This is a genomic window from Microbacterium sp. LKL04 (assembly GCF_900102005.1).
In the GTDB taxonomy this organism is placed as follows: domain Bacteria; phylum Actinomycetota; class Actinomycetes; order Actinomycetales; family Microbacteriaceae; genus Microbacterium.
In genome coordinates, this window is the sequence record NZ_LT627736.1 from 2,082,535 (window position 1) to 2,108,350 (window position 25,816).

The 25,816-nt window shown below is 70.4% G+C and carries 21 protein-coding genes; 5 read left to right on the plus strand and 16 right to left on the minus strand.

The window, feature by feature from the left end:
* Positions 1-129: 129 nt before the first annotated feature.
* Positions 130-3,855, minus strand: a complete 3,726-nt coding sequence (locus BLP38_RS10180; protein ID WP_091356910.1) for a proline dehydrogenase family protein — start codon at positions 3,853-3,855, stop codon at positions 130-132.
* 44 nt (positions 3,856-3,899) lie between these two features.
* Entirely contained in the window at positions 3,900-4,460 is a 561-nt protein-coding gene (locus tag BLP38_RS10185; protein ID WP_091356913.1) for an acyl-CoA thioesterase, read from the minus strand.
* 132 nt (positions 4,461-4,592) lie between these two features.
* Between BLP38_RS10185 and BLP38_RS10190 the strand changes: the two genes are divergently transcribed.
* Positions 4,593-5,102, plus strand: a complete 510-nt coding sequence (locus tag BLP38_RS10190; protein WP_091356916.1) for a GNAT family N-acetyltransferase — start codon at positions 4,593-4,595, stop codon at positions 5,100-5,102.
* Positions 5,103-5,199: 97 nt separating this feature from the next.
* Here the strand turns inward: BLP38_RS10190 and BLP38_RS10195 are convergent, their stop codons facing one another.
* Genes BLP38_RS10195 through BLP38_RS10210 form a run of 4 tightly spaced genes read right to left on the minus strand, consistent with a single transcriptional unit; the run spans position 5,200 to position 9,183 of the window.
* Positions 5,200-6,993, minus strand: coding sequence for a cytochrome b/b6 domain-containing protein (locus BLP38_RS10195; RefSeq protein WP_091356919.1), 1,794 nt, complete (start codon positions 6,991-6,993; stop codon positions 5,200-5,202).
* Positions 6,994-7,000: 7 nt separating this feature from the next.
* Complete coding sequence (locus BLP38_RS10200; protein ID WP_091359760.1) at positions 7,001-7,990, minus strand: electron transfer flavoprotein subunit alpha/FixB family protein; 990 nt, start codon at positions 7,988-7,990, stop codon at positions 7,001-7,003.
* A 17-nt stretch (positions 7,991-8,007) separates the two neighbouring features.
* A complete protein-coding gene (locus tag BLP38_RS10205; RefSeq protein WP_091356922.1) occupies positions 8,008-8,784 on the minus strand; it encodes an electron transfer flavoprotein subunit beta/FixA family protein in 777 nt (258 codons plus the stop codon).
* A gap of 21 nt (positions 8,785-8,805) precedes the next feature.
* Positions 8,806-9,183 carry a hypothetical protein gene (locus BLP38_RS10210; protein ID WP_157681094.1) on the minus strand — a complete coding sequence of 126 codons (378 nt, stop codon included), beginning with the start codon at positions 9,181-9,183 and terminating at the stop codon, positions 8,806-8,808.
* A gap of 295 nt (positions 9,184-9,478) precedes the next feature.
* Between BLP38_RS10210 and BLP38_RS10215 the strand changes: the two genes are divergently transcribed.
* Positions 9,479-10,801 carry an HNH endonuclease signature motif containing protein gene (locus tag BLP38_RS10215; protein ID WP_091356930.1) on the plus strand — a complete coding sequence of 441 codons (1,323 nt, stop codon included), beginning with the start codon at positions 9,479-9,481 and terminating at the stop codon, positions 10,799-10,801.
* A gap of 249 nt (positions 10,802-11,050) precedes the next feature.
* On the opposite strand, the gene BLP38_RS10220 is transcribed toward BLP38_RS10215, so the two are convergent.
* Together BLP38_RS10220 and BLP38_RS10225 are read right to left on the minus strand one after the other, a co-directional pair.
* Positions 11,051-11,455: a RidA family protein gene (locus BLP38_RS10220; protein ID WP_091356933.1), complete on the minus strand. Its 405-nt coding sequence runs from the start codon at positions 11,453-11,455 to the stop codon at positions 11,051-11,053.
* Positions 11,452-12,228: an enoyl-CoA hydratase-related protein gene (locus BLP38_RS10225; protein WP_091359763.1), complete on the minus strand. Its 777-nt coding sequence runs from the start codon at positions 12,226-12,228 to the stop codon at positions 11,452-11,454. Before BLP38_RS10225 ends, BLP38_RS10220 begins: the two co-directional genes overlap by 4 nt.
* A gap of 143 nt (positions 12,229-12,371) precedes the next feature.
* On the opposite strand from BLP38_RS10225, the gene BLP38_RS10230 reads away from it, so the two are divergent.
* Positions 12,372-16,139, plus strand: a complete 3,768-nt coding sequence (locus BLP38_RS10230; protein ID WP_091356937.1) for a choice-of-anchor I family protein — start codon at positions 12,372-12,374, stop codon at positions 16,137-16,139.
* Positions 16,140-16,206: 67 nt separating this feature from the next.
* Here BLP38_RS10230 and BLP38_RS10235 read toward each other — a convergent pair whose 3' ends face one another.
* From BLP38_RS10235 to BLP38_RS10260, 6 genes are all read right to left on the minus strand, one after another.
* A complete protein-coding gene (locus tag BLP38_RS10235) occupies positions 16,207-17,394 on the minus strand; it encodes a thiolase family protein (RefSeq protein ID WP_091356940.1) in 1,188 nt (395 codons plus the stop codon).
* Complete coding sequence (locus BLP38_RS10240; RefSeq protein WP_091356943.1) at positions 17,391-18,581, minus strand: bifunctional 2-methylcitrate synthase/citrate synthase; 1,191 nt, start codon at positions 18,579-18,581, stop codon at positions 17,391-17,393. Before BLP38_RS10240 ends, BLP38_RS10235 begins: the two co-directional genes overlap by 4 nt.
* 22 nt (positions 18,582-18,603) lie before the next feature.
* Positions 18,604-19,503: a methylisocitrate lyase gene (gene prpB, locus BLP38_RS10245; RefSeq protein WP_091356946.1), complete on the minus strand. Its 900-nt coding sequence runs from the start codon at positions 19,501-19,503 to the stop codon at positions 18,604-18,606.
* A gap of 160 nt (positions 19,504-19,663) precedes the next feature.
* Positions 19,664-21,190, minus strand: a complete 1,527-nt coding sequence (locus BLP38_RS10250; RefSeq protein WP_091356949.1) for an MmgE/PrpD family protein — start codon at positions 21,188-21,190, stop codon at positions 19,664-19,666.
* The gene (locus BLP38_RS10255) at positions 21,187-21,858 is read right to left on the minus strand and encodes a GntR family transcriptional regulator (protein WP_091356953.1); all 672 of its coding nucleotides are present in this window, start codon (positions 21,856-21,858) and stop codon (positions 21,187-21,189) included. Before BLP38_RS10255 ends, BLP38_RS10250 begins: the two co-directional genes overlap by 4 nt.
* A 57-nt stretch (positions 21,859-21,915) precedes the next feature.
* Positions 21,916-22,524 carry a TetR/AcrR family transcriptional regulator gene (locus BLP38_RS10260; protein ID WP_018187436.1) on the minus strand — a complete coding sequence of 203 codons (609 nt, stop codon included), beginning with the start codon at positions 22,522-22,524 and terminating at the stop codon, positions 21,916-21,918.
* 66 nt (positions 22,525-22,590) lie between these two features.
* On the opposite strand from BLP38_RS10260, the gene BLP38_RS10265 reads away from it, so the two are divergent.
* Both BLP38_RS10265 and BLP38_RS10270 read left to right on the plus strand, forming a co-directional pair.
* Positions 22,591-23,568: a zinc-binding dehydrogenase gene (locus BLP38_RS10265; RefSeq protein WP_091356957.1), complete on the plus strand. Its 978-nt coding sequence runs from the start codon at positions 22,591-22,593 to the stop codon at positions 23,566-23,568.
* Positions 23,569-23,617: 49 nt separating this feature from the next.
* Positions 23,618-24,151 carry a ribonuclease H family protein gene (locus tag BLP38_RS10270; RefSeq protein ID WP_018187438.1) on the plus strand — a complete coding sequence of 178 codons (534 nt, stop codon included), beginning with the start codon at positions 23,618-23,620 and terminating at the stop codon, positions 24,149-24,151.
* Between the two features lies 1 nt (position 24,152).
* On the opposite strand, the gene BLP38_RS10275 is transcribed toward BLP38_RS10270, so the two are convergent.
* Together BLP38_RS10275 and BLP38_RS10280 are read right to left on the minus strand one after the other, a co-directional pair.
* Positions 24,153-24,629 carry an NUDIX domain-containing protein gene (locus BLP38_RS10275; RefSeq protein WP_091356961.1) on the minus strand — a complete coding sequence of 159 codons (477 nt, stop codon included), beginning with the start codon at positions 24,627-24,629 and terminating at the stop codon, positions 24,153-24,155.
* A 16-nt stretch (positions 24,630-24,645) separates the two neighbouring features.
* Positions 24,646-25,659 carry an aldo/keto reductase family protein gene (locus BLP38_RS10280; protein ID WP_091356965.1) on the minus strand — a complete coding sequence of 338 codons (1,014 nt, stop codon included), beginning with the start codon at positions 25,657-25,659 and terminating at the stop codon, positions 24,646-24,648.
* Positions 25,660-25,816: the final 157 nt, after the last annotated feature.

A 25,816-nucleotide genomic window follows, 5' to 3' on the forward strand; every position in this document is an offset into this window, starting at 1 on the left:
GTGTTTTCGTGCGCGCTCCCCAGAAGCGCTAGATCATTCAAACAAGCCGGCATCGGTCAGCGCCAGAAAGATAAGTTGTTTTCTTCTGCGGATCGATTAATACAGCTGGATCGGCCTACCAACGCTCGGTCAGATGACGGCTTCGCTCCAGTGATCGGGGTTGCCGAAGCGGTGCGCCGTAATCGAGATCGCCTGTTCGCGCAGGAACGGAAGCAGTTCGATGCGTCCCGCCTGCGTCACCTCATCGGCGTAGACCGCGAGATCGGGGGCACCGTCGATCGCGGCCACGAGGGCGGTCCGGACCTCCCGCACCTGCGCGGGCGGCCCGACGAGGCGCACGCGATCGGCGCGCGCCGGGGCATCCTCGCTACCAGGTCCCGACATCCGCGCGAACCACTGGTCATCGGATTCGACGAACACCGGAACGTCGAGCGCCGTGAGCGCGGAGCGCACCGTGGCGGGAAGCCCCGCCGGGGTGCTGACGGTGAACGCCGACCCGGCGCGCACGGCCGCGATGATCGCACGGATGAGCGACTGAGGCGCGGCATCCGTCGTCGACCGGATCTCGGCGGTCGCGGGACGGTACCGGAACAGATTCCGCTCCACACCCAGGTGCGACACGTCGACGACCTTGCCGAAGATGCGATTCCACGCGACGGCATCCGACAGCGCGCCGCGGCGCAGCCACTCGAACGCTTCGTAGCCGAGCGCGGGCTGCGCAGCCTCGATGACGTCCGTGATCGAGGAGTCCAGACCCTTCAGATGCAGGGTCGACGACGTCGCTGCACCCGCGGTGGGACGCCACGAGCCGAGGCCGATGAGGTGGTTCGGTCCGCCGGCCTTCGCTCCCCCGCCGACCGACGACCGCTTCCATCCGCCGAACGGCTGACGCTGGACGATCGCCCCCGTCGTCCCGCGGTTGACGTAGAGGTTGCCCGCTTCGACGCGGTCGAGCCAGAGTGCCAGGTCGTCGGGGTTCTGCGTGTAGAGCCCCGCGGTCAGGCCGTAGTCGACGGCGTTCTGCAGCTCGATCGCGTGCTCGAGCGAACGGGCGTGCATGACGCCGAGGACCGGACCGAAGAACTCCTCCAGATGCACGCGTGAGCCCGGCTTCACGCCGGTGCGGATGCCGGGGGTCCACAGTCGCCCGGGGTAGCGCTCGTCGGCCAGCTCACGCGGCTCGACGAGCCACGCCTCGTCCTCGTCGAGGGTCGTGAGAGCCCACTCGAGCTTGCCGGACGGCGCCTCGACGAGCGGGCCGATCTCGGTCAGCGGATCGTCCGGCGACCCCACGCGCAGGGAGGTCGCGGCATCCACCAGCTGCCGCGAGAAACGCTGCGACCGCGCGACAGGCCCGACGAGGATCGCGAGCGAGGCGGCCGAGCACTTCTGCCCCGCGTGGCCGAACGCCGAGCGGACGAGATCGGATGCCGCGAGGTCGAGGTCCGCCGACGGCATCACGATCATGGCGTTCTTGCCGCTCGTCTCCGCCTGCAGCGCGAGATCCGGCCGCCAGGAGCGGAACAGCGCCGCGGTCTCGAACGACCCGGTGAGGATCACCCGGTCGACCGCGGGGTGCGTGATGAGCTGCGTACCGAGGTCGCCCTCGTCGAGGTCGACCAGCGCGAGGATCTCGCGGCCGATGCCGGCATCGTCGAGGGCCTCCCAGATCGCTTCGGCGACGACCGCCGCGCAGCGCCGTGCCTGCGGCGCGGGCTTGAAGACCACGCCCGAACCGGCGGCGAGCGCGGCGAGCGCTCCGCCCGCGGGGATCGCGACGGGGAAGTTCCACGGCGGGGTGACCACCGTCACGCGCGACGGCACGAAGACCGCCCCACTCACACTGTCGAGTTCCCGCGCGGTCGCCGCGTAGTAGCGAGCGAAGTCGACCGCTTCGCTCACCTCGACGTCCGCTTCGGCCAAGGTCTTGCCGGTCTCGGATGCCGCCACCTCGATCAGCTCGCCGCGGCGGGCCTCGAGCGCGCGCGCCGCGCGCAGCAGCACTCCGGCACGGTCGGCGGCGGGCATCGAGCCCCACGCGTCGGCGGCCGTTGTCACACGCCCAAGAGTCGCCTCGAGCTCGGACTTGGTGCCGATGCGGGCCGCGGCGATCGCGGCATCCCCCGCCGTCGAGGCGGCGACCCGGCTCAGGATCGATCGCGCCCACGTGCGGTTCGCAGGCAGGGCGGGGTCTGTGTCGGCCGTGTTGCGGAACCCGGGGGCACCCGCCGAGACGGCCGTTTCGCGCGAGGAGAAGACGGCGGTCTCGACGAAGGCGTCCCCGCCGAACAGCGACGGTCGGCCCGGAAGCTCGGCCGGGCGCGTCTCGTCGGGGTCGACGGCGGCGGCGGAGCCACGACCGGCGATGCCGAGGACGACCTGCGTCAGCGCAGCGTCGTCGAGATCGGCTGAAGGGGCGGCATCCGTCGTCATCGCCGTGTCACCCTCGTCGGGCGTCGCGGCGCGGTCCTGGTGACGCCGGGGTCCCGTGGTCAGCGTGCGCTCCGCCGCGCGTGCGACCGATGCCGTGAACCGGTCGCGCTCGCGGACGAACATGGCGCGGTCGAACGCCAGATCAAACGCGGCCGACAGGAAGTTCGCGCTGGACGCATTCTCCTCCAGGCGGCGGACGAGGTAGCTGATCGCGACGTCGAACTCGTCGGGGCGGACGACGGGCACGTACAGCAGGACGTGTCCGATCTCGCGCGCGACCGCCTGCACCTGGCCCTGGGCCATGCCGAGGAGCATCTCGACCTCGACGTCGCGCTGAACCCCGCGCTGGCCGGCGAGCAGCCAGGCGTACGCGATGTGGAAGAGGTTGTGGCCCGCAACCCCGATGCGGACGACCCTGGTGTTCTCCGGCTGGAGCGCCTCGTCGAGGCAGCGCACGTAGTTCGCGTCGGTGTCGAGCTTGGTGTCGTACGGCGCGCTCGGCCAGTCGTGCATGACGGCGTCGACGTGCTCCATCGCGAGGTTCGCGCCCTTCACGAGGCGGACCTTGATGCGCGCGCCACCGGCGGCAACGCGCTCGCGCGCCCATGCGGTCAGGGTCTTGAAGGCGGGGAGGGCGTCAGGCAGGTACGCCTGCAGCACGATGCCCGCTTCGAGGTCCCGCAGCCGCGGGTCGTCGAGCACGCGCATGAACACGGCCATCGTCAGGTCGAGGTCGCGGTACTCCTCCATGTCGAGGTTGAGGAACGTGCCATCCTCCGCCGCCGACAGGTAGAGCGGACGCAGGCGCTCGACGACGCGCTCGACGATCTCGTCGAACGCCCACATCGAGAGGTGGCTGGCGATCGCCGAGACCTTCACCGACACGTAGTCGACGTCGTCGCGCCGCACGAGCTCGTGGATGCCCTCGAGCCGGCGGAGGGCTTCGGACTCGCCGAGCACCGCTTCGCCGAGGAGGTTGAGGTTCAGCCGGGCGCCCGACTCCCGCAGGGTCTGCAACGCCGGCCCGAGCTTGTCGGGTCGAGCGTCGACGATGAGGTGACCGACCATCTCGCGCAGCACGCGCCGGGCGATGGGGACGACCGGGGACGGCAGCAGCGGCGCGACGGCGCCGCCGGCATGCACCGCGGCGCGCAGGTACCAGGGCAGGAACGACGGCGCGAGCGGAGCGACGCGCTGCAGATTGGATGCCGCGGCCGTGAGGGACTCGGGCCGCATGACCCCGTCGACGAAGCCGAGGGTGAACGGCAGGCCGTTCGGGTCCTTCAACACCCCCGCGAGACGCTCTGCGGCGGGGTCGACAGCGACCTCGGCGGATTCGGCGACCCAGCGCTCTGCGAGGGCGATGGCCCGCTCGGCGAGGTCGGCGGTGGGCGCTTGTGGCGCGACAGACGTGTCCGACATGAGGCTCAGCCTAAGCGCGCCTCCCGCCGTCGAGGCGGGACACGCTAGGGCCAGATGCTCGGCGCCTCCGCGCGAGTGGAGGGCAGAGCGGATGCCGCGGCCCAGTCCTGGATCCACTGCGGGATCGGGGGCAGGGTGTCAGGCCGGTGCAGGGCGTCGAAGAGCTCTTCCAGGGGCACGATCCCGCCGGTGCGGCGGAGGAACCGGACGCGCAGGATCATCTCGGCGTAGACCTCGCCCTTCACGACCGCGCGGTGCATCTGGTAGACCGCCTTGTCGTCGTGGCCGATGATGCGGGTCTCCACGGTGAACCGTTGCCACAGCTGGAGGGACTTCCGGAAGGTGACCGTCTCGCTCGCGACGACGCCGTACCAGCCGCGCTCGTTCATGGTCTGCCAGATGCCGGTGCGGGTCAGGAGGTCGAATCGGCCGAGATCGAACAGCGACGCGTACCGGCCGTTGTTCATGTGGCCGAGCAGGTCGATGTCGGTCGGCAGGGTCCGCAGCCGGATACGTCCGACGGCGTCGGGCGGGATGGGTCCGCGCCGGCGGTACATCACCCGGGCGCGCATCAGGGTCAACAGGGTCCGCCACCATACGTTCACGAGCGGCGAGCCTAGCCATGTACACGCGCACAATGCGGCATCCGTTGTCACTTATCGACAGTCGTGGCGCGGCATATACGGCCCGGTCACTGTCGATTTCACGATCCGACGGGCCGTGCGTAGAGTCTGGCCATGGAGCCCGAACTGCAGACCGACACCGTCGTCCGTCCCGTTCGCGACGTGGACGCCGAGGCCCTCGGCCGAGTGCACGCGACGTGCTGGCACGAGACCTACGACCACCTCATCAGCAAGGCCGCCCTCGAGAACGTCTCGGCCCGCCGACTCGCGGAACTCTGGACCCACTGGGCTCAGCAGGGACCCGACTTCAACATGGTCGCGGCCCTCGTGAACGGCGAGATAGTGGGGTTCGCCGGATCGGGCCCCGCCCGCGACCGCGATGCGCCGCGCAACCGCGAGCTGTACTTCATCTATCTGCTCGACGCCTGGCACGGCACCGGCATCGGCCAGCGCCTGTTCGACGCCGTCGTCCCCGAGGCCGACAGCGAGCTCTACCTCTGGGTCGCCGAGGACAACCCCCGCGCCCACCGGTTCTACACCCGCAACGGGTTCACCCTCGACGGGGCGAGCCACACCGAACCCTTCCTCGGCGAAACGCTGACGGAAGTCCGCTTCGTGCGCTGACGCACGAGCGCGAGACTCGACGGCGCGGCATCCCGTCTCGGATGCCGCGCCGTCGGACTTTGTGGCGGGGTGTGCGGGTGACGGGTCTTCGGCCGGATCAGCGACTCTTGACCTCGCCGAACAGCCGCGCGATCGGGGCGACGACGAGCGGACGCATCGCGACGTACGCCGCGACGGTGACGGCGATCGAGAGCGCGAAGAGCCAGAAGCCGGTCCAGTTGTCGGCGTACGCCTCGGGATCGGTGGATCCGGTCGCCGCGTACATGTGGCCGAGGTTCCGGAGGGCTCCGGTCGACAGCACGAGGGCGACGTGTACGACGATGAACAGGACGAAGTAGAGCATCGTCGGGAAGTGCAGCTTGCGCGCCCACTCGACGGGGTAGAGCCTGTTCAGTGTCGTCGCCTGCTTGGGCCACACGGCGCTCATGCGGTAGCCGGTGATCGCGGCGAGCGGGGCGGCGATGAAGATCGTGGCGAAGTAGGCGAGCTGCTGGAGAGCGTTGTAGTTCACCCAGCCGTTCTCGGTCGGCCAGTCGAGGGAGACGTACTGCATGGCCGCCGACAGCGCGTTGGGGAACACCTCCCACGAGGTCGGGATCACCCGCATCCACTGGCCGGTCACGAACAGCAGCACGACGAAGATCAGACCGTTCGCGAGCCACAGGACGTCGAGGGCCTGGTGAAGCCAGAGCGTCAGACTCATCCGGCGTTTGCGGTCCTTCTTCGAGATCCAGAAAGCCGCGGGGCGCTTCTCCGATCTGACCTGCAACCCGGTGCGAATGATCAGCACGATGAAGAACGCGTTGAGGAAGTGCGACCAGTTCAGCCACGCGGGGAACCCGACGGGCGCCCCCTCGGGCAGGTGGTATTCGCCCGGGTAGGTCGCGAGAAAGTCCTGTAGCGGTTCGAGACTGAGGACCCAGCGGACGGCGAGGACCGCCATCGCCGCGACGTAGAGGACGGCCCCGCCGCCGAGGACCACCACGCCGACCCACTGCGCCTTCGCGAACGGGCCGATGCGCGCGGGATCGGGCTTCGGGTCCGGGCGCCGAGCGACGCCGGCGTGCGCGAGCGCGCGCTCCGCGAGCGGAGCGCGCGGGGTGTCGGGGGCCGCGGGGGTGGGGGGCGCGGGCGCGGTCGGGGCGGCGGGCGCGGGGGTCGGGGCGGCGGGCGCGGGGGTCGGGGCGGCGGGTTTGGGCGCGGACTCCGGCTCCGAGGACGCCGAGACTGCACGCTCGCGCCGAGACTGCGGCGTGAGATCGCTGTCTCGGTCGCCACGTGCAGTCTCGCGGGATGGGGGCGCGGCGCGCGGCGCGGGCGTGGTCTCGGCGGGGGGCCAGGCGTCCTCGCCGGCGGCGCGCGGGAGGCCTCGGCGGACCGCGCCGGCCGCGGGGATGGATGCGGCGACGGGGGCGCTCTCGGGGGGCGCCGCCCCCGAGTCGTCGGTAGGGCGGGGCGCGGATGCCGCCGTGGATGCGGGGGGCGCAGCTTCCGGCGCCGGGCGATGCTCCGCCGGTGCCGCGCCTTCGGCCGGCGACGGGCCGGTGGATGCGGGAGGCCAGGGCTCGCCGCCGGGGGTGCGCGGGAGTCCGCGTCGTGTCGCGGTAGCCGGAGACGCGGCGGGGTGCGGGGGCGCGGCGGGGTGCGGGGGCGCGGCATCCTCTGCCGTCCCCGAGGCGGGAGCCGGCGGCGCAGACTTGGCCGGCGGTGTCGTCGCGGACTCGGTGCGCGACGTCACCACATCAGCGGTCGGCGTCTCCGCGGCCACGTCGGCGGCCGGGGCCGTGGCTGCGTCGGCGACCGATGCCGGGGCCTCCGTCGGGGGCGGCCAGGGGTCGCCACCGGAGGCGCGCGGAAGCCCCCGGCGCACGGAACGCGCGTATGTCGCCATCCGCTTTCTACTTCTTTCCCGCCTCGAGCGCCGCGATCAGCTGCGGCACGACGGTGAACAGGTCTCCGACGACACCGAAATCGGCGATGTCGAAGATCGGTGCCTCTCCATCTTTGTTCACTGCGACGATCGTTTTCGCCGTCTGCATGCCCGCCTTGTGCTGGATGGCGCCCGAGATGCCGAGGGCGACATACAGCTGCGGCGAGACCGAGACGCCGGTCTGACCGACCTGATAGGAGTACGGCACGTAACCGGCGTCCACCGCGGCGCGGGAGGCACCGACCGCTGCGCCGAGGACGTCGGCAAGCTGCTCGACCAGGGCGAATTGATCTGCGGAACCCAGTCCGCGTCCGCCCGAGACGACCTTCGCCGCCCCGCGGAGTTCGGGGCGGCTCGAGACGGCGACCGCCTCGTCGAAACCCGTGATGGTGGCAGCGGGCGCTCCTGATGCCTCGACCTGCAGCGCGACGACCGCCGGTGCGTCGACGGCCTCCGCACGCGCGTCGACGGCACCCTGACGGATGGTCACGACGAGAGGGCCGAAGGTGGCTCCCGCGGTGACGTTGTAGGCGCCGCCGTAGACGGAGTGCTGAGCGAGGACGCCGTCGTCGTCGCGCGAGACGCCGACGGCGTCGACGCACAGCGCGGCCGAGGTGCGGGCGGCGAACCGGCCGGCCACATCCCGGCCCTCGATGGAGTTCGAGACGAGGACGGCGTCAGGCTGCACGAGAGCGGATGCCGCAGCCACCGCGTCGACGACCGGCACAGTGAGGGCTGAGTCGGCACCGCCGAGGCCGGCGGTCAGGACCGTCGCCGCTCCGAGGGATCCGGCGGCGCGCGCGAGATCGGCGTGCCGGGATTCGTCGGCGACGACGAGGACGACAGGGGTGCCGATCGAGGCGCCGGCGCCGATGAGACCGGCGGCGGAGGCGGCCAGTTCCCCGGCAGGTGTCACGTCGAGCCAGATGAGGACGGCGTCAGGGGCGAAGTCGGTCACGATGTTCTCCTCGAGTCTCACGCCAGCCGGTTCTCGACGAGGAATACGGCGAGCTTCTCACCGGCATCCCCCTCGTCGACGATCTTCATGCCCGCCTGACGCGGCGGCTTCTGCGCGACCGCGGTCATGATCGACTGCGGGGCGGATGCCGGGTCGACGTCGACGTCGAGATCGGCGAGCGACAGCACCTCGAACGGCTTCTTCTTCGCCGCCATGATGCCCTTGAAGTTGGCGAAGCGGGCGTCGGGCAGTGCTTCGGTGATCGAGATGACGGCGGGGAGCGGCGCGGTGAGCGACGCGGTGCCGAAGTCCGTCGCACGCGTGCCGCTGACGGCGTCGGCCGTGATCTCGACGGCGGACAGAGCGGTGGCCTGCGGGACGCCGAGATGCTCGGCGAGCATGGCGGGGAGGACGCCGCCCGCGCCGTCGGTGGAGAGGTTGCCGGTGATCACGAGGTCGAAGCCGGTGCGGCGAAGCGCCGCAGCGAGGACGCGGGCGGTGACGCCGAGGTCGGCGCCACGGAGGGCGTCGTCAGTGACCTGGACGGCGGAGTGAGCCCCCATCGCGAGGCCCTTGCGGAGGGAGGCGGTCGCTGCATCCGACGCCATCGTCATGACGACGACCTCGGTGCCGTCGTTTGCCTCGGAGTACGTCAAGGCGGCTTCGAGCGCGCGCTCACCGATCTCATCGAGGACGCGCTCGGACGCGTCACGCGCGGCGAGCCCCGTCTCGAGGTCGAGCGTGCGCTCACCCCAGGTGTCCGGCACTTCTTTCAGCAGGACGACGATCTTCATTGACTCCTCCTCGGCATCGCCTCAGAGTCTACGGTCGGGCGCGAGGGTGCCGGTGTCTGGGACGGGACCCGGCGGCGCGAGTGACGTCGGACGGCCGCGGATCGCGAGAGTCACGATGATCGACCCGGCGACGGCGAGGCCGACGAGGGATGCCCGCATCATCGGGTTCGGGTATGCCGCATCGGCGATCAGAGCAAACCCCGCACCGAGAGCGCTGCCCACGAGGATCGCCGCGACAGGCGCGCCCCGCGGCTCGCGATATCGGGCGATCATCACCAGCTCGACGAGAGCCCAGAGCAAGGTTGCCGTCCATAAGCCCGCGAAGACGGTGAACGGCATGAAGGCGATCACGAGGAGCGTCGGGAACTCCCCTGGAGCCCAAGCCCAGACCTCTCGCACGCCCAGCGCGACACCAGCAAGGAGACCGAAGGGAACGTCGCGAATCGCGGGACGAGGACCGGGGCTTTCACGTGCCCGACGATAGGGACCCGCGCCTGACGACCGCGGTGCTGCGGATGACCATGGCGGCTTGCGAACTCGGTGGTCGAGTTGTGGAGAAGTCCTCACGACGGTCGTGCGTCACTCAGCGCGATCGGGAAAGATGAGTGATTTCTCATTTTCGGAGTTGTTCATAACGGGTGGTTTCGGCGGTTTTCGGGGTCGCGATGTCGGAGGTCGGTGCGAGAGTTCGGGTATGACGGACGCAGCGGAAACCCCCGATGGTGAGGCGTATCTCGCCGCCATCGAGGGGATCGTCGCGGACGTTGAGGACATCGGTGTCGAGTTCGCTCGGGTGAAGATTCGTGAGCTGCGCGCCCTGGCCGCCGCGGGGCGGCTGGCGGACGAGCAGGGCGCACCTCGGAACGCCAGAGTTCAGGTGCACGACATGGTGCTCCGGTCGATCTCCGCCGAGGTCGCCGGGGTGATGCGGCTCACCGACCGGGCGGTGCAACGTCGGATCGGTGAGGCTCGGGTGACGATCGAAGGATTCCCCGCCGCGGTCGCCGCATGGGAAGCCGGACGGATCGTTCAGGGACACGTGAAAGCAATCGTCGACGCCGGGCTGAACCTCCCCGCGGAGTTGTGGGCCGAGTTCGAGGCCATCGCGATCGAACGCTGCGACGGCCAGACGCCGAACCGAGTCCGAGGTGAGCTCGAGATCCTCGCCCACCGGATGCACCCACGATCGTTCGCGGAACGACATGAAGAGGCTTCGGCGGGTCGATGCGTGCGACTCATGCCCGGGCGCGATGGCATGTCGGATCTGATCGCCACTTTGCCGACCGTGATCGCGGAGGGGATCCACGACCGACTGACACAGCAGGCACGGGCGATCATCGACACCCGCGCTGAGCGCGCATCAGGCGAGAGCGCCGACGTTGTCGCGACAGATGCACGATCGACGGACCAGGTCCGCGCGGACGTCTTCGCTGACCTCCTCCTTGCGGGGACCCCGGCGTTGGATGACACCCGTGACACGACCGCCGGCCCGCTCGGCGCGATCCGTGCTCGGGTGCAGGTTCTCGTCCCCGCTGCGACCTTGACTGGTGCGGATGACGGGCCGTGCGATCTCGCCGGTCGCTCCCCCATCGATCCCGCCACCGCCCGGGTGCTGGCCGGGTCGACGCACGTCTGGGAGCGCCTGTTCCACGACCCTGCGACCGGGGTGACCGTCGCGACCGACTCGTACCGGGTCCCGTCGGGGATGCGACGGTTCCTGCAAGCCCGCGACCAGCACTGCCGGTTCCCCGGATGCCGCGTCGCCGCGATCCGCTGCGAGGTCGACCACACCCACGACCACGCCCTCGGCGGGAAAACAGAACTGAGCAACCTCGCACACCTGTGCCAGCGGCATCATTCGATGAAGCAATTCACCGCCTGGCGGGTGCGACAACTGTCGGGTGGAGTCCTCGAATGGACCTCACCCGTCGGCAGGACCTACAGAGAAGACGCACCCACACCGGCCGTCGCTTTCACCCCTGCCGCAGCACACCCCGGCGACCCCGCACCCTTCTGAGCCGACGCCGAACTGCGCGATCCGAGACCGGTCCTGGCTCGACGCGCCCCGCACCCGCCAGGTCAGCCCGAGCCTGAGCGGTACGCCTGATAACGCACGAACCTGGGCCGTGCGCCTGATGACGCACGAACCTGACCGATCCGCGGCTCGGCGCTGCACCACAACGCCCACGCCCCACGACCACACCAGCACCCGCCCGAACCACAGCAGTAGCCGACCGTTCGCCCCGGCCACGCGGCCACACCTCGCCTACCCGCGCCGCACCGCCGCGACGGCCTCGATCTCCACGAGCTGGTCCGGATACCCGAGCGCGGCCACGCCGATCAGCGTGCTCGGCACGTCGTGGTCGCCGAAGGCCGCGCGCACGACATCCCAGGCCGCGACGAGATCCCTCCGGTCCGCGGAGGCCACCAGCACCCTCGTCGAGGCGACGTCAGTGAGCGCAGCACCCGCGGCATCCAATGCCACCAGCATCGTCTCGACGCACCGCTGCGCCTGCCCTGCGACGTCGCCGACCGCGACCGTCGAGCCGTCGTCGGCCAGCGGGCACGCTCCGGCGAGGAAAACCAGTTCCGCACCGGCCTCGACGCGCGACGCGTAGGCGTACGGCGCCGCGGCGAGACCGCTGGACCGCACCAGACGCACGGCGCTCATCGGTGACGGAACTCCGGCGTCCGCTTCTCGCGGAAGGCGGCCATGCCCTCCTTCTGGTCCGCGGTGTCGAACAGCCCGGCGAACGCCTGCCGCTCGAAGCGCAACCCTTCGGCGAGCGTCGATTCCTCCGCCACGTCGAGCGCCGCCGTCGCCGCGTACAGCGCCGGCAACGGCTTCGCCGCGATCGTTTCCGCCGTGCGCTGCGCGTCCTCCAGAAGCTCCGCCGCGGGGACGACGCGCGAGACCAGCCCGGCACGCTCGGCCTCGTCCGCCGCAAGCTGCCGACCCGTCAGCACGATCTCCGCGGCCTTGAACGAGCCGATTGCACGCACCAGCCGCTGCGTTCCGCCGAGCCCCGGGATCACCCCGAGACCGATCTCGGGCTGCCCGAAACGCGCAGTGTCCGCCGCGAGGATGATGTCGCACATCATCGCCAGCTCGCACCCGCCGCCCAGCGCGTAGCCCGCCACCGCAGCGACCGTCGGCGTCCGCACCGCGGCGAACCGCGACCACTCGCCGAAGTGGTTCGCGAGCAGCATCTCGCTGCCGCTGAGCGCCTCCATCTCTTTGATGTCCGCCCCCGCCGCGAACGCCCGCTCACTGCCCGTCACGACGATCGCGCCGATCCCGGCATCGGCGTCGAAGGCCTCCGCGGCATCCACGACATCGTGCATGACCTGCGCATTCAGGGCGTTCAGCGCCTCGGGCCGGTTGAGGGTGATCCACCCGACGCGTCCGCGCGTCTCGGTGAGGATGGTCGCGTAATCCGTCATGTCCACATGCTCGCAGACGGATGCCGGAACGCGACGTACCCTCCCCGTTCACCCGCCGTCCACCGGGCAGTGCACCCCGGACACCCGGCGTCGATAGGACAGAGGTGCGCACGTCGCGCACCACCCCGATCACGAGGAATCCGATGCCTTCGCACGCCTTCCGCAGCACCGTCCGGCGCGCCTTCGCGCTGGGTGTCGTCACCACCGTCGCCTGCACACTCACCGTCACCGCCGCCTCGACAGCGACAGCCGCCGTCGTGCCCGACCCGATCACCCGCTCCGCTCCGGACGCCGCCCTCACGCTGACGCCCGTCGGCTCGTACGAGACCGGCGTCTTCGACGCGTCGGCAGCAGAGATCGTCGCCGCCTACAAGGACCGCCTGTTCGTCGTCAACGCCCAGGCAGGCGTCATCGACGTGCTCGACGCGTCCGACCCCGCCGCACCGAAGAAGCTCTTCTCGCTCGCCTCCGACGGCGTCGCGAACTCGGTCGCGATCCGCGAGGACGGCCTCGGCATCGCCGCCATCGAGGCCTCCGACAAGACCGCCCCCGGCCACCTCGTCTTCTTCGACGCGGATGCCGCCTCCCCCGCGGCCGCGACCCTCGGCTTCGTGCAGGTCGGCTCCCTGCCCGACATGGTCACCGTCTCGGCCGACGGCGCGTACGCGGTCGTCGCGAACGAGGGCGAGCCTGCCGACGACTTCAGCTCGGACCCCGAGGGATCGATCGGCGTCGTCGCACTGCCGACCTCGAAGACCGCCCCGTCGCAGAGCGCCGTCCGCATCGCGGACTTCCACGCCTACGAGGCCGACGGGGCCCTCGACCCCGACGTCCGCGTCTTCGGTCCGACCCCGCACGGCGACGACCACCCGGTCAGCCGCAACCTCGAGCCCGAGTACATCACCGTCGTGGGCGGCGTCGCGTACGCGACCCTGCAGGAGGCGAACGCCATCGCGACGGTCGATCTCGCCTCGGCTACCGTCACGGACATCCACGCCCTCGGCTTCAAGGACCACGGCCTCGCGAAGAACGCTCTCGACCCGAGCGACCGCGACGACAAGGTCGCCCTCCGCACCTACGAGGGTCTCAAGGGCATGTACCAGCCCGACGCCATCGACTCCTACACCGCCGGCGGCACCACCTATCTCGTGACCGCGAACGAGGGCGACGCCCGCGAGTGGGGTGAGTACGCCGAAGCCGTCCGCGCCAAGGACCTCGGCTCCAAGGACCTCGCCCCCGTCTGCGCCGACAGCCCGGTCGCCGGCAAGCTCGGCAACGCCGACCTCGGCCGCCTGAACGTCACGATCGAGAACGGCCTCGACGCCGACCGCGGCTGCTACGAGGAGCTCTACTCCTTCGGCGGCCGCTCGTTCGCGATCTGGACGACCGACGGTGAGCTCGTCTGGGACTCCGGGTCGAGCTTCGAAGAGGTCACCGCGGCCGCTGCGCCCGAGTTCTTCAACTCCAACCACTCCGAGTCGAACCTCGAGGGCCGCAGCGACGACAAGGGGCCTGAGCCCGAGAGCGTCACGATCGGCGAGCTGAGCGGGCGCACCTACGCGTTCGTCGGCTTCGAGCGCGTCGGCGGTATCGCGGCGTACGACATCAGCGACCCGGCATCCCCCACGTTCGTCACCTACGTCAACAACCGCGACTTCTCGCAGTCCGTCGACGACGGCGGCGACCTCGCCACAGCCGGCGACCTGGGACCCGAGGGGGTCACCTTCATCCCCGCCGACCAGTCACCCAGCGGCACCCCGATGCTCGCGGTCGGCAACGAGGTCTCGGGGACGACCACCCTGTTCGCCATCGAGGACGCCCTCGACCCGATCGACATCGACATCCTGACGATCAACGACTTCCATGGACGCATCGAAGCGGGCAAGGACAGCTCTGCGAACCAGGTCGGCGCCGCCGTCCTCGCCGGTGCTGTGGATGCCGCCGAGGCGAAGAACCCCAACACGCTGGTCGTCTCGGCCGGCGACAACATCGGCGCGTCGACGTTCACGTCCTTCACCCAGGACGACGAGCCGACCATCGACTCGCTGGTCGCTGCCGGGCTCGACGTCTCGGCGGTCGGAAACCACGAGTTCGACCGCGGCTTCGACGACATCACCGACCGCGTCATCCCGTCCTACGGGAGCGAGGACTTCGCCCTCGGCGCGAACGTCTATGAGAAGGGCACGACGACCCCCGCCCTCCGCGAGTACACCGTGAAGACGGTCGACGGCGTGCGCGTGGCGTTCATCGGCACTGTCACCACCGACACCGCGACGATGGTGAGCCCCGACGGCATCGCCGGCATCACCTTCGGCGACCAGCTGACCGCCGCGAACCGCGTCGCGAAGAAGATCACCGACGGCGACCTCGCCGACGTCACGGTGCTGCTCACCCACTCGGGTACGGCGACATCGAACGACTGCGGCGTCGTGGCATCCGACCCGTCCGACTTCGGGAAGCTCGTCCGCGGTGCGTCCCCGGACATCGACGCGATCGTCTCGGCGCACACGCACCAGACATACGCATGCGAGGTCGCGGCGCCGGGCGGCGAGACCCGTCCGGTCATCCAGGCTGCCGAGTACGGCACCGCGATGGGCCGTCTGTCGCTCGAGGTCGACCGTTCCACCAAGGAGCTGCTGTCGATCGCGGGCACGACCGAGAAGCTCCTCGAGGGGGGCTACGCTCCGGATGCCGCCGTCGCGAAGATCGTGGCCGACGCCACCGCGTACGCCGAGGTCGAAGGGTCGAAGGAGGTCGGTCGCATCAGCGGCGACATCCTGCGGGGCGGTGTGAAGGGCTCGGACCGCGGCGTCGAATCGACGCTCGGCAACACCGTCGCGGACGTCTACCTGTGGGCCGCCTCGAACGAGGCCTACAGCGGGACGCCGGCGCAGATCGCTCTCATGAACCCGGGCGGCCTGCGTGCGGACCTGCTGAAGGGCGAGGACGGCATCGTCAGCTACCGCGAGGTCGCCGACGTGCAGCCGTTCGCGAACACCCTGGTCACCGTTCCCCTGACCGGCGCGCAGATCAAGGCGATCCTGGAGCAGCAGTGGAAGGCGACGGGCGAGCGCCCGAAGCTGCACCTGGGCGTCTCGGAGGGCTTCTCTTACGAATACACCGAAGCGACGCCCCTCCCGGGTGAGAGCGTCGGACGCTCAGGCGAGGTCACGTCGATGACGTTCAAGGGTGAGGAGATCGCCGCGGACGACGTCTTCACCGTCGTCACGAACTCGTTCCTGGCCGCCGGCGGCGACGGGTTCGCGGCCTTCGCCGAGGGCACCGTCCGCACCGACACCGGCCAGGCCGACCTCGCCGCCACGGTGGAGTACTTCGCGTCCCGCGACGTCGTCGACCCGGCGCCCCTCGGCCGAGCCGTCGAAGTCACCGAACCCACCGAACCCACTGAACCCGGCGAGCCCGGCGAGCCCGGCGAGCCGGGCGAACCGACCGAACCCGGCGAGCCGAGCGAACCCACCGAACCCGGCGAGCCCGGCGAACCGACCGAGCCCGGCGACACCGGGGCCTGGGCGACCGTCACCCTGAGCACGACGCGGGTCGAGCAGGGCGGGTCGTTCCGCGTGTCGGTGTCGGGCCTGACCGCCGGGCAGCAGATCGGCGCGACGCTGTTCAGCGAGCCGATGGTCATCACCGGCATCCCGGCAGCGGATGCCGACGGTCGCCTCGCCTTCACCGTCGCCGTTCCGGGCGACCTCGAGACCGGCGCCCACACCCTGGTCCTGAGCACCGACGGCGGACGGGACATCCGCGTCCCGATCACCGTCGTGCTGGCGGGGAGCCTCGCGAACGCCGGCGGCGATCCCGCTCCGCTCATCGCGCTCGTCGGGGGTGCGGGCGTGCTGCTGGTGCTCGGCGCGGTGCTGATGCGTCGACGTCGCCAGCTGGCCTGACCGGCTGACGCAGCGACGGCCCCTCACCTGCGGGTGGGGGGCCGTCGCCGTCGGGCGGATGCCGCGGTCAGGCGTCCCAGCGTCGCAACAGCGCGGCGAGCGCCTGACCGCCGCCGATGCACATCGTGACGATCGCGAACTCACTGCCGGTGCGCTGCAGCGTCAGCGCTGCGCGGACGGTGAGGATCGTGCCGGTGGCGCCGACCGGGTGGCCGAGCGCGATCGCCCCGCCGTAGGGGTTCGTCCGTTCCGGGTCGAGTCCCGTGTCGCGCATGACGGCGATCACCTGCGACGCGAACGCCTCGTTGAGTTCGACCGTCGACACGTCGGCGGGGGTCAGCCCCGTCTGCGCGAAGAGCTTGCGCAGCGCGATCGTCGGCGCGTACCCCATGATGGCGGGGTCCAGGGCCGCTGTCGTGACCGCCTCGATCGTCGCGAGCGCAGGCAGCCCCTCGGCCCGCACATCGGACTCCCGCATCAGCACTGTCGCTGCGGCACCGTCGTTGATGCCCGAGGCGTTGCCTGCCGTCACGGTGCCGTCGGGGGTGAAGGCGGGCCGCAGCCGGCCGAGCGCCTCCAGCGTCGTGTCGGGGCGCGGGTGCTCATCGAGGGACACCTCGACGGGCCGCCGATCGGTGGTCGTCGTGACGGCGATCTCCTCCGCGAACGCGGCGCGGGCGGCATCCGTCGACGCTCGTCGCTGCGACTCGAGGGCGTAGGCATCCTGCTCGGCGCGCGTCACCCCGAACCGCTCCGCGACGGTCTCGGCGGTCGTCCCCATGTGCCGCCCGCTGAACGGGTCGGTCAGCATCGCGAGCGTGCCGTCGAGCAGCTGCCGGTGCCCGAGCGTCGCGCCGGAGCGGGCGTCCATGTCGTAGAACGGCATGCGCGTCATGTTCTCGGCGCCGCCGGCCACGGCAACGTCGATGCCACCCCAGCGCAGTTCCTGCGCGGCCGACCAGATCGATTGCAGCCCCGAACCGCACAGCCGGTTCACCGTGAAAGCGGGGGTGTCGTCCGCGAGACCCGCCGCGAGCGCGATGCGCCGCGCGATGTAGGCGTCACCGGCGACCTGGCCGATCGTCCCGATCACGACCTCGCCGACGCGCGCGGCGTCGACCGTCGACCGTTGGAGCGCCGCGGACACCGCCTGCGCGCCGAGCTCGTGCGCGGGTGTGCCGCGGAACGCACCGTCGAACCGGCCGACGGGAGTGCGCGCACCGGCGACGATGGCGATGCGCTCTGCGGAGGTCATCCCGCGGCTTCCTCGGGCCGTTCGAGGGCCTCGACCTCGGCGGCATCCGGGACGTAGCCCTCGATGTGACGTTCGTCCTCGCCGCCGTACGCCGAGAGGGGCCGGATGAGGGCGTTGGATGCCTGCTGCTCCATGATGTGCGCCGTCCACCCGGTGATGCGGGCGGCGATGAACAGCGGCGTGAAGGTCAGCGTGTCGAAGCCCATCAGGCTGTACGCGGGACCCGACGGGTAGTCGAGGTTCGGGTAGATGCCCTTGCGGGAGACGAACTCCGACTTGAGCGTCTCGTACAACTCGGCGACGTCGGGCCGGTCGTAGTGCGCGACGAGCGTGTCGAGCGCCGCCTTCATCGTCGGCACGCGCGAGTCGCCGCGCTTGTAGACCCGGTGCCCGAAGCCCATGATCTTGCGCTTGGCGGCGAGCGCTTCGTCGAGCCACGGGATGACGGCGTCGGCCGTGCCGATCTCGTCGAAGATGTGCATGACGGCCTCGTTGGCGCCGCCGTGGAGCGGTCCCTTCAGCGCACCGATCGCACCGACGACGGACGAGTACAGGTCGCTGAGGGTCGACGCGATCACGCGGGCGGTGAAGGTCGACGCGTTGAACGAATGCTCGGCGTACAGGACCATCGAGCGGTTGAACGCGTCGACGACGGCCTCGTCGGGCTCCTCGCCGAAGGTCATCCAGAGGAAGTTCGCGGCGTAGCCGAGGTCTTCGCGCGGCTCGACGATCTCCTGTCCGCGGCGGCGGCGCTGACCGTACGCGACGACGGCGGGGAGGATCGCGAAGAGGCGGATGCTGCGGTCCAGGTTCTCCGCCGGCGTCCCCGCGGCGTCCAGCACGTTCGCGATGCCCGCCGTCTCGAACGCGCCGAGCAGGCTGACGACCGTCCGCGCCTCATCCATCGGGTGCGCCGAGGTCGGCATCGCGTCGATGAAGGAGCGGATGTCGTCGGGCAGCGCGCGGTTCGCCCGCTCGACCGCCTGCAGCTCGGCGAGCTGGTCGTCCGTGGGCAGCTCGCCGTGCCACAGCAGGTAGGCGACCGCCTCGAACGGCTGCGTCGCCGCGAGCTCTTGCACGGGGTACCCGCGGTACAGCAGCGAGTTCGTCTCGGGGTTGACCTTGCTGATCGAGGTCGTGTCGGCGTAGACGCCGGCGAGGCCCTTCTTGATGTCGGGGTCGCTCATGTTCGCTCCTGTTCGTCGACCGTCAGCGGTCGATGCGGAAGGTGAAGACGTTCGTGTCGAAGTGGTTATACGACTCGTAGTCGATGAGGTCGTACAGGTCGGCGCGGTGCTGCATCTCGCCGAGGCGGGACGTGAGGTGCCCCTCGTCGATCAGCGTATCGAGCGCGCGCTCGGCTGCGCCCATAGCGATCCTCAGGAGCGATACCGGCCAGATCACGATGTTCACCCCGACGTCCCGCAGTTGGTCGACGGTGAACAGATCGCTCTTCCCGAACTCGGTCATGTTCGCGAGGATCGGCACGTCCACCGCCGCCCGCACCGCGGCGAACTCTTCGAGCGTCCGCATCGCCTCGGGGAAGATCGCATCGGCCCCGGCGTCGACCAGTTTGCGCGCACGGTCGGTCGCGGCATCCAGTCCCTCGACGGCTCGGATGTCGGTGCGCGCCATCACGAGGAAGTTCGGATCGCGACGCGCGTCGACGGCGGCGCGGATCCGCTTGAGTGCTGTGTCCTCGTCGACGACCGCCTTGCCGTCGAGATGGCCGCAGCGCTTCGGGTTCACCTGATCCTCGATGTGCGCACCGGCGATGCCGGCGTCCTCGAGGGTCTGGATCGTCCGCGCCACGTTCATGGGCTCGCCGAACCCCGTGTCGGCATCGATGATCGCGGGGAGCTCCGTCTGGCGGGCGATCTGCTGGCCGCGGGCGGCGACCTCGGTCAGGGTCGTCAGTCCGATGTCGGGGAGCCCGAGATCGGCGGAGAGGACGGCGCCCGAGATGTAGACGCCCTCGAAGCCCTTCCGTCCGATGAGGCGGGCCGACAGCGGGTTGAACGCGCCGGGGAAGCGCAGGAGTTCCCCCGTCGCGAGCCGCTCGCGGAACAGACGGCGCTTCGCGTTCGCGGGTGTCTGTGCGTACAGCATCAGCGCGCCTCCCTTCCGCCCACGGGGCGTTCCGTATTCAGTCCCGACGTATCGTCGCCGTCGACACGCGCCCCTGAACCGCGCGGTTCGAGACACCCGCCAGGCCGGACGCCCGAGCGCAGAGACTGAATACCGAACGCTCGACCCATCAGCCCGGTCATCAGAACAGCCCCTTCGGGGCCGGCGCCGCTTCGAGCACGCCCGGCGCCGCAACGATGTCGAGCTGCCGCACCTCGTCGGCCGTCAGCTCGGGCAGGCGCTCCACCAGCGCGAGGAACCGGTCGATCTCGGCGGGCTCGAGCACGGGCTCCGCCAGCAGGCGGAACTTGCGCACGTAGTCCGCGCGGGCGAACGGGCGGGCTCCGAGGGGGTGCGCATCCGCGACGGCGATCTCGTCCACGACGGCCCTGCCGTCGGTCAGCGTGATCTCCACGCGTCCGCCGAACGCCTTCTCGTCCGGGTTCTCCGAGTGGTAGCGCCGCGTCCACTCGACATCCTCGGCGGTCGTGACCTTGTGCCACAGCTCGACCGTGTCGGGGCGGCCGGCGCGCTCGGGCGCGTACGAGTCGACGTGGTGCCAGCCGCCGTCCTGCAGCGCGACCGCGAAGATGTACGGGATCGAGTGGTCGAGCGTCTCGCGGGATGCCGTGGGGTCGTACTTCTGCGGGTCGCCGGCGCCCGAGCCGATCACGTAGTGCGTGTGGTGGCTCGTGTGCAGCACGATCGAGGCGATGTTGGCCGGGTCGCGGAGTTCGGGCCGCTCGGTGCCGAGCTTGCGGGCGAGGTCGATCCAGGCCTGCGCCTGATACTCGGCCGAGTGCTCCTTCGTGTACGTGTCGAGGATGCCGCGCTTCGGCTCCCCTGCTGCCGCGAGCGGCACGTCGTACGCGGCGTCCTTGCCGTCGAGGAGCCACGCGATGACGCCGTCCTCGCCCTCGTAGATGGGGGACGGCGAGGTCTCGCCGCGCATCGCACGGTCGACGGCCTCGACCGCCATCTTGCCGGCGAAGGCGGGGGCGTGCGCCTTCCACGTGGAGATCTCGCCCTTGCGCGACTGACGCGTCGCGGTCGTGGTGTGGAGAGCCTGGCCGACGGCCTGGTAGATCGTGTCGACGTCGAGGCCGAGGAGCGTGCCGATGCCCGCGGCCGCCGAGGGGCCGAGGTGCGCGACGTGGTCGATCTTGTGCTTGTGCAGGCTGATCGCTCGGACGAGGTCGACCTGGATCTCGTATCCGGTGGCGAGGCCGCGGACGAGCGCGGCGCCGTCGGCGCCGACGTGCTGCGCGACGGCCAGGATCGCGGGGATGTTGTCGCCCGGGTGCGAGTACTCCGCCGCGAGGAAGGTGTCGTGGTAGTCGAGTTCACGCACGGCGACGCCGTTCGCCCACGCCGCCCACTCGGGGCTCGTGCGGGTCTCGTTGTCGACGCCGAAGACCGTTCCGCCGTGGCCGCCGGTCGACACCGGGTGCGACAGCGCCTGCGAACGGGCCGCGCTGACGGGTCGACGGGTGAGGGATGCCGCGGCCACCGCCGCGTTGTCGATGATCCGGTTGACGATCATGTCGATGACGTCGGACTCGACCGCGACCGGGTCGACGGCGACCTGGGCGATCTTGTAGGCGAGCTGCTCCTCGCGGGGAAGCGGCTCGTCGCTGCGGTAGACGCGGACGTGGTGGGTGACGGTCATGTCGTTTCCTCCGGGGTGTCGGACAGGGAGTCGAGTATCGAGGTCAGGGCGTTGTGCAGGTGCACGTGCGTCGCGTGCGCGGCGAGGTCGGCATCGCCTGACGCGATCGCGCTCGCGATGAGACGGTGCTCCGAGACGGATGCCGCGAGTCGTTCGGGCTTGTCGCGGGCGAGACGCCGGACGCGTACGAGATGCGTGCGGACGGTGCGCAACGCGGACGTCAGGTAGTCGTTGCCGACGGCCGCGTCGAGCTCCGCATCGAATCGCGCGATGAGCGCGTAGTACGCGTCGGCATCGGAGACGGGCCCATCGCCGGCGTCGACGGCGGCGAAGTCCGCGGCGAGCGCAGCGAAGATCGAGCGGTCCGGCGCACGCGAGGCCAACCGCGCCGCCGTCTCCTCGAGCGCGCGGCGGACGTCGAAGAGCGCGCGGATGTCGTCGACGTCGATGCCGGTGACGACGGTGACCCGCGGCGATGCCTGCTCGACGAGCCCATCGGCGGCCAGACGGCGGAGCGCCTCACGCAGCGGGGTCCGGCTCACCCCGAGCCGCGCAGCCTGCTCGACCTCGCCCAGCACGGCGCCGGGGCGCAGCGTGCCGTCCTGGATCTCGCCCAGCAGCGTCTCGTACGCGCGCACGCCGGCGAAACGCGCGGGGGCATCGGTCATGGCCTCAGTGTATGCACAAGGCGACCCTCCGGGGGCGGGCGAGCCTGAATCGGGAAGTTATGTATACACGGACACGGCACCGGCATCCCATGAGGCGACGGCCGTCAGCACGGCCTCGAGGCTGCGGTCCGCGGCATCCGGATCCACCCTCGCGACGGCAAGCGCCGCGATGACGAGCGATGCGCAGACCTCCGCCAGCGCCGCTCGCGACCCTGCGGAGATCTCGGGTCGCGCGGAGTCGACGCCCGCAGCGATCGCGGATCGGAGCTCATCCGTGTAACCCGTGACGAGCGCACGCACGTCCGGATCGTCGTCGACGACGGGTGCGCACGCGGCGTTGAGCAGCAGGCATCCCGCCTGCGCCCGGGGGGTGCCGCTGGCGATCGCAGCGCGCATCTCGGCGATGTACCGCTCGAGCGCCTCGGGACCGGCATCCGCCTGATGCAGGCGACCGATGCGCGAGCGCACGACCTCATCGAGGTACCGCGCGACGACGGCTTCGAAGAGCCCCTTCTTGCTGCCGAAGGCGTGGTAGAGGCTCGAGCGCTTCAGACCGGTCGCTTGCTCGAGCTCCCCGATGCCGGTCTCGGCGTAGCCGCGCGCCCAGAAGACGTCGCGCGCGGCGCGGATGACGTCGTCGCGGTCGAATGCGCTGGTGCGGCCCATGGTGGATCCTCTCGGTCACTCGTAGTATATTGTACCGATCGTTACAAAATGACGCTTGGAGAAAACATGCGCGCAGTCACCCACCCCGTTTTCGGCGAACCGGCCGACGTCCTGGAGACGACGGAGACCCCCGACCCGACGCCCGGCGCCGGTGAGGTCCGCGTCCGCCTCCTCGCCTCCCCCATCCACAACCACGACCTGTGGACCATCCGCGGCACCTACGGCTTCAAGCCGGAACTCCCGGCCCGCTCCGGCACCGAGGCCGTCGGTGTCGTCGAAGAGCTCGGCGAGGGCGTCGAGAACCTGCAGGTCGGTCAGCGTGTCGCCACCGGCGGCACCTTCGGCGTCTGGGCCGAGCAGTTCGTCGCCCGCGCCGCAGGCCTCATCCCCGTGCCCGAGGGCCTTCCCGACGAGCAGGCCGCGCAGCTGGTCTCCATGCCGTTCAGCGCGATCAGCCTCATCGACTTCCTCGACCTCAAGCCCGGCGACTGGATCGTCCAGAACGCCGCCAACGGCGCGGTCGGCCGCATGGTCGCCCAGATCGGTCGCGCCCGCGGCCTCAACGTCCTCGGCCTCGTTCGCCGCAGCGCCGCCGTCGCGGAGCTCGCCGAGCAGGGCATCGACCGCATCGTCGCCGTCGACACCGACGACTGGCAGGACAAGGTCGCCGAGATCACCGGCGGCGCCTCGATCATCGCCGGCGTCGACTCCGTCGGCGGCGAGTCGAGCGGCCACGTCCTCTCGCTCCTCGGCGAGAACGCCACCCTCGTCGTCTTCGGCGCGATGGATGCCCCGGTCATGGAGCTCGCCTCCGGTCCGGTCATCTTCCGCCACATCACGATCAAGGGCTTCTGGGGCAGCAAGGTCAGCACCGAGATGGATGCCGCCAAGCGCGGCCAGCTCTTCGGCGAGCTCGCCCAGCACCTCTCGTCCGGCGTCCTGACCCTCCCGGTCTCGGCGACCTTCCCGCTCGAGCAGGCGCGCGACGCCGCCCGTGCGAGCCTGACCGCCGGCCGCGTCGGCAAGGTCCTGCTGCGCCCGTGACCCGGGGCCTGTGCGCGGCCTCCGTGCCGCGCACGGGTACCGTGGACCGGTGACCGAAACCTCCCGCTATGTCGTGGCCACCGACGGCGCCTGCAAGGGCAACCCCGGACCGACGGGGTGGGCCTGGGTCGGCGAGGACGGCCACTGGGCCGCGGGCTCGGTCATCCAGGGCACCAACAACGTCGGCGAATTGCTCGGTCTCCTGAAGGCGATCGAGGATCACGCGGATGTCAGCGAGCTCGTCGTCCAGGCGGACTCGAAGTACGCGATCGACACCTACGAGAGGTGGATGGACGGTCACCGGCGCCGCGGCTGGAAAACCTCCACCGGTGCGCCGACCAAGAACGTCGACCTTCTCGAGCAGCTGATCGTGGCTCGTGACGCCCGCCGCGCGGCAGGCCTTCCCGACGTCGTACTCGAGCATGTCCGCGGCCACCGGGGTCACGTCCTCAACGAGTGGGCCGACGAGCGCGCCGTGCGCGGGGCGGAACACGCGGCATCCGGCAAGGAATCCGCGTGGTCGTCGCTCGGCGGCAAGCACGAGAAGCTCGACGTCTCCGAGGCGCCCAAGAAGAAGCGCTGACTCAGCGGGCCTGAGCCAGCAGCTCCACCAGCCGATCGAGTGCGGGCCGCTGCCCCTTCACGACGCGTTCACGGGCTCTGGCCAGCGGCATCCACTCTGCGCGATCGACCTCGGGGAATGATGCCGTCCGGCCCGATCGTGGCGGCCACTCCATCTCGAACTCGCCGAAGACGAACGCGTCCGCCTCGAAGCCCGCGCCGTCGGCGACGAACACCGTGACGCGCTTGCCCGTCGAGTAGGCGAACGTGCCGAGCTCGGCGTAGTCGACCTCGGGCGGCAGGATGCCGAGTTCTTCGCGGAACTCCCGCTTCGCGGCATCCAGGGCATCCTCGCCGTCCTCGAGTTCACCCTTCGGGACCGACCAGGCACCCTCGTCCTTGTTCGCCCAGTACGGCCCGCCCATGTGAGCGACGAACGCCGACACCCCGCCCTCACCGTCGAGACGGTAGAGCAGGATGCCGGCGCTGTGCGTGGCCACGGACGGGCGGCGCTCGTCAGATCAGGCGGGACTTCGGCGAGACCGAGTACGTCTCCTCCGGGTCGGTGACCGCTGCCGGCGCGAGGGCATCGTTGATGGCGGCGTACGTGTCGTCGTCGAGCTCGATGCCCGAGGCCTTCACGGTGTCCTCGAGCTGCTCAGGACGCGACGCCCCGATGATCGCCGCGGCGATGTTCGGGTTGTGCAGCACCCACGCGAGGGCGAGCTGCGGCATCGTGATGCCCGCGCCCTCGGCGATCGGCTGCAGCTTCTGCACGGCGGTGAGCGTCTCGTCCTTCATGAAGCGCTTGATCATGTCGGATCCGCCCTTCTCGTCGGTCGCGCGCGACCCCTCGGGAAGGGGCTGGCCCGGCTTGTACTTGCCGGTGAGGACGCCCTGCGCCAGCGGCGACCAGACGATCTGCGAGATGCCGAGCTCCTCGGAGGTCGGGATGACCTTGCCCTCGATGACGCGCCACAGCGCGGAGTACTGCGGCTGGTTCGAGACGAGCTGGAAGCCCAGCTCCTTCGACAGCGCGTGTCCGGCGCGGAGCTGCTCAGCCGTCCATTCGCTGACGCCGATGTAGAGCGCCTTGCCCTGGCGGACGATGTCGGCGAAGGCCTGCATCGTCTCTTCGAGCGGGGTCTCGTAGTCGTAGCGGTGCGCCTGGTAGAGGTCGACGTAGTCGGTGTTCAGGCGCTTCAGGGAACCGTTGATGCCCTCGAGGAGGTGCTTACGCGAGAGTCCGTGGTCGTTCGGACCCTTGGGACCGGTCGGCCAGTAGACCTTCGTGAAGATCTCGAGGGATTCGCGGCGCTGACCCTTGAGCGCCTCTGCGAGAACGGACTCGGCCGCGGTGTTGGCGTACGCGTCGGCGGTGTCGAACGAGCTGATGCCGAGGTCGAGGGCCTTGTGAACCGTCGCGATCGCCGCGTCGTTCTCGACCTGCGACCCGTGGGTGAGCCAGTTGCCGTAGGTGAGTTCAGTGATCTTGAGGCCGCTGTTGCCCAGGAATCGATAATTGACCATGCGTTCGACGCTACTCCCGGGTGCTATCTCGACACGGGGCTCTTGACAGCGTTACGCCGCGGGCAGAATCGCCGGCCGGTCAGACCGATGCCACTGACCTGACCTGGGTCAGACCGATGCCACTGGCCTGACCTGGGTCAGACCGATGCCACTGGCC

What these genes read in the sequence shown, in the direction of transcription:
- BLP38_RS10180 (WP_091356910.1), bottom strand. Translation starts at nt 3,855, where the DNA reads ATGTCGGACACGTCTGTCGCGCCACAAGCGCCCACCGCCGACCTCGCC.
- BLP38_RS10190 (WP_091356916.1), top strand. Translation starts at nt 4,593, where the DNA reads ATGGAGCCCGAACTGCAGACCGACACCGTCGTCCGTCCCGTTCGCGAC.
- BLP38_RS10195 (WP_091356919.1), bottom strand. Translation starts at nt 6,993, where the DNA reads ATGGCGACATACGCGCGTTCCGTGCGCCGGGGGCTTCCGCGCGCCTCC.
- BLP38_RS10205 (WP_091356922.1), bottom strand. Translation starts at nt 8,784, where the DNA reads ATGAAGATCGTCGTCCTGCTGAAAGAAGTGCCGGACACCTGGGGTGAG.
- BLP38_RS10215 (WP_091356930.1), top strand. Translation starts at nt 9,479, where the DNA reads ATGACGGACGCAGCGGAAACCCCCGATGGTGAGGCGTATCTCGCCGCC.
- BLP38_RS10220 (WP_091356933.1), bottom strand. Translation starts at nt 11,455, where the DNA reads ATGAGCGCCGTGCGTCTGGTGCGGTCCAGCGGTCTCGCCGCGGCGCCG.
- BLP38_RS10225 (WP_091359763.1), bottom strand. Translation starts at nt 12,228, where the DNA reads ATGACGGATTACGCGACCATCCTCACCGAGACGCGCGGACGCGTCGGG.
- BLP38_RS10230 (WP_091356937.1), top strand. Translation starts at nt 12,372, where the DNA reads ATGCCTTCGCACGCCTTCCGCAGCACCGTCCGGCGCGCCTTCGCGCTG.
- BLP38_RS10235 (WP_091356940.1), bottom strand. Translation starts at nt 17,394, where the DNA reads ATGACCTCCGCAGAGCGCATCGCCATCGTCGCCGGTGCGCGCACTCCC.
- BLP38_RS10240 (WP_091356943.1), bottom strand. Translation starts at nt 18,581, where the DNA reads ATGAGCGACCCCGACATCAAGAAGGGCCTCGCCGGCGTCTACGCCGAC.
- prpB (WP_091356946.1), bottom strand. Translation starts at nt 19,503, where the DNA reads ATGCTGTACGCACAGACACCCGCGAACGCGAAGCGCCGTCTGTTCCGC.
- BLP38_RS10250 (WP_091356949.1), bottom strand. Translation starts at nt 21,190, where the DNA reads ATGACCGTCACCCACCACGTCCGCGTCTACCGCAGCGACGAGCCGCTT.
- BLP38_RS10255 (WP_091356953.1), bottom strand. Translation starts at nt 21,858, where the DNA reads ATGACCGATGCCCCCGCGCGTTTCGCCGGCGTGCGCGCGTACGAGACG.
- BLP38_RS10260 (WP_018187436.1), bottom strand. Translation starts at nt 22,524, where the DNA reads ATGGGCCGCACCAGCGCATTCGACCGCGACGACGTCATCCGCGCCGCG.
- BLP38_RS10265 (WP_091356957.1), top strand. Translation starts at nt 22,591, where the DNA reads ATGCGCGCAGTCACCCACCCCGTTTTCGGCGAACCGGCCGACGTCCTG.
- BLP38_RS10280 (WP_091356965.1), bottom strand. Translation starts at nt 25,659, where the DNA reads ATGGTCAATTATCGATTCCTGGGCAACAGCGGCCTCAAGATCACTGAA.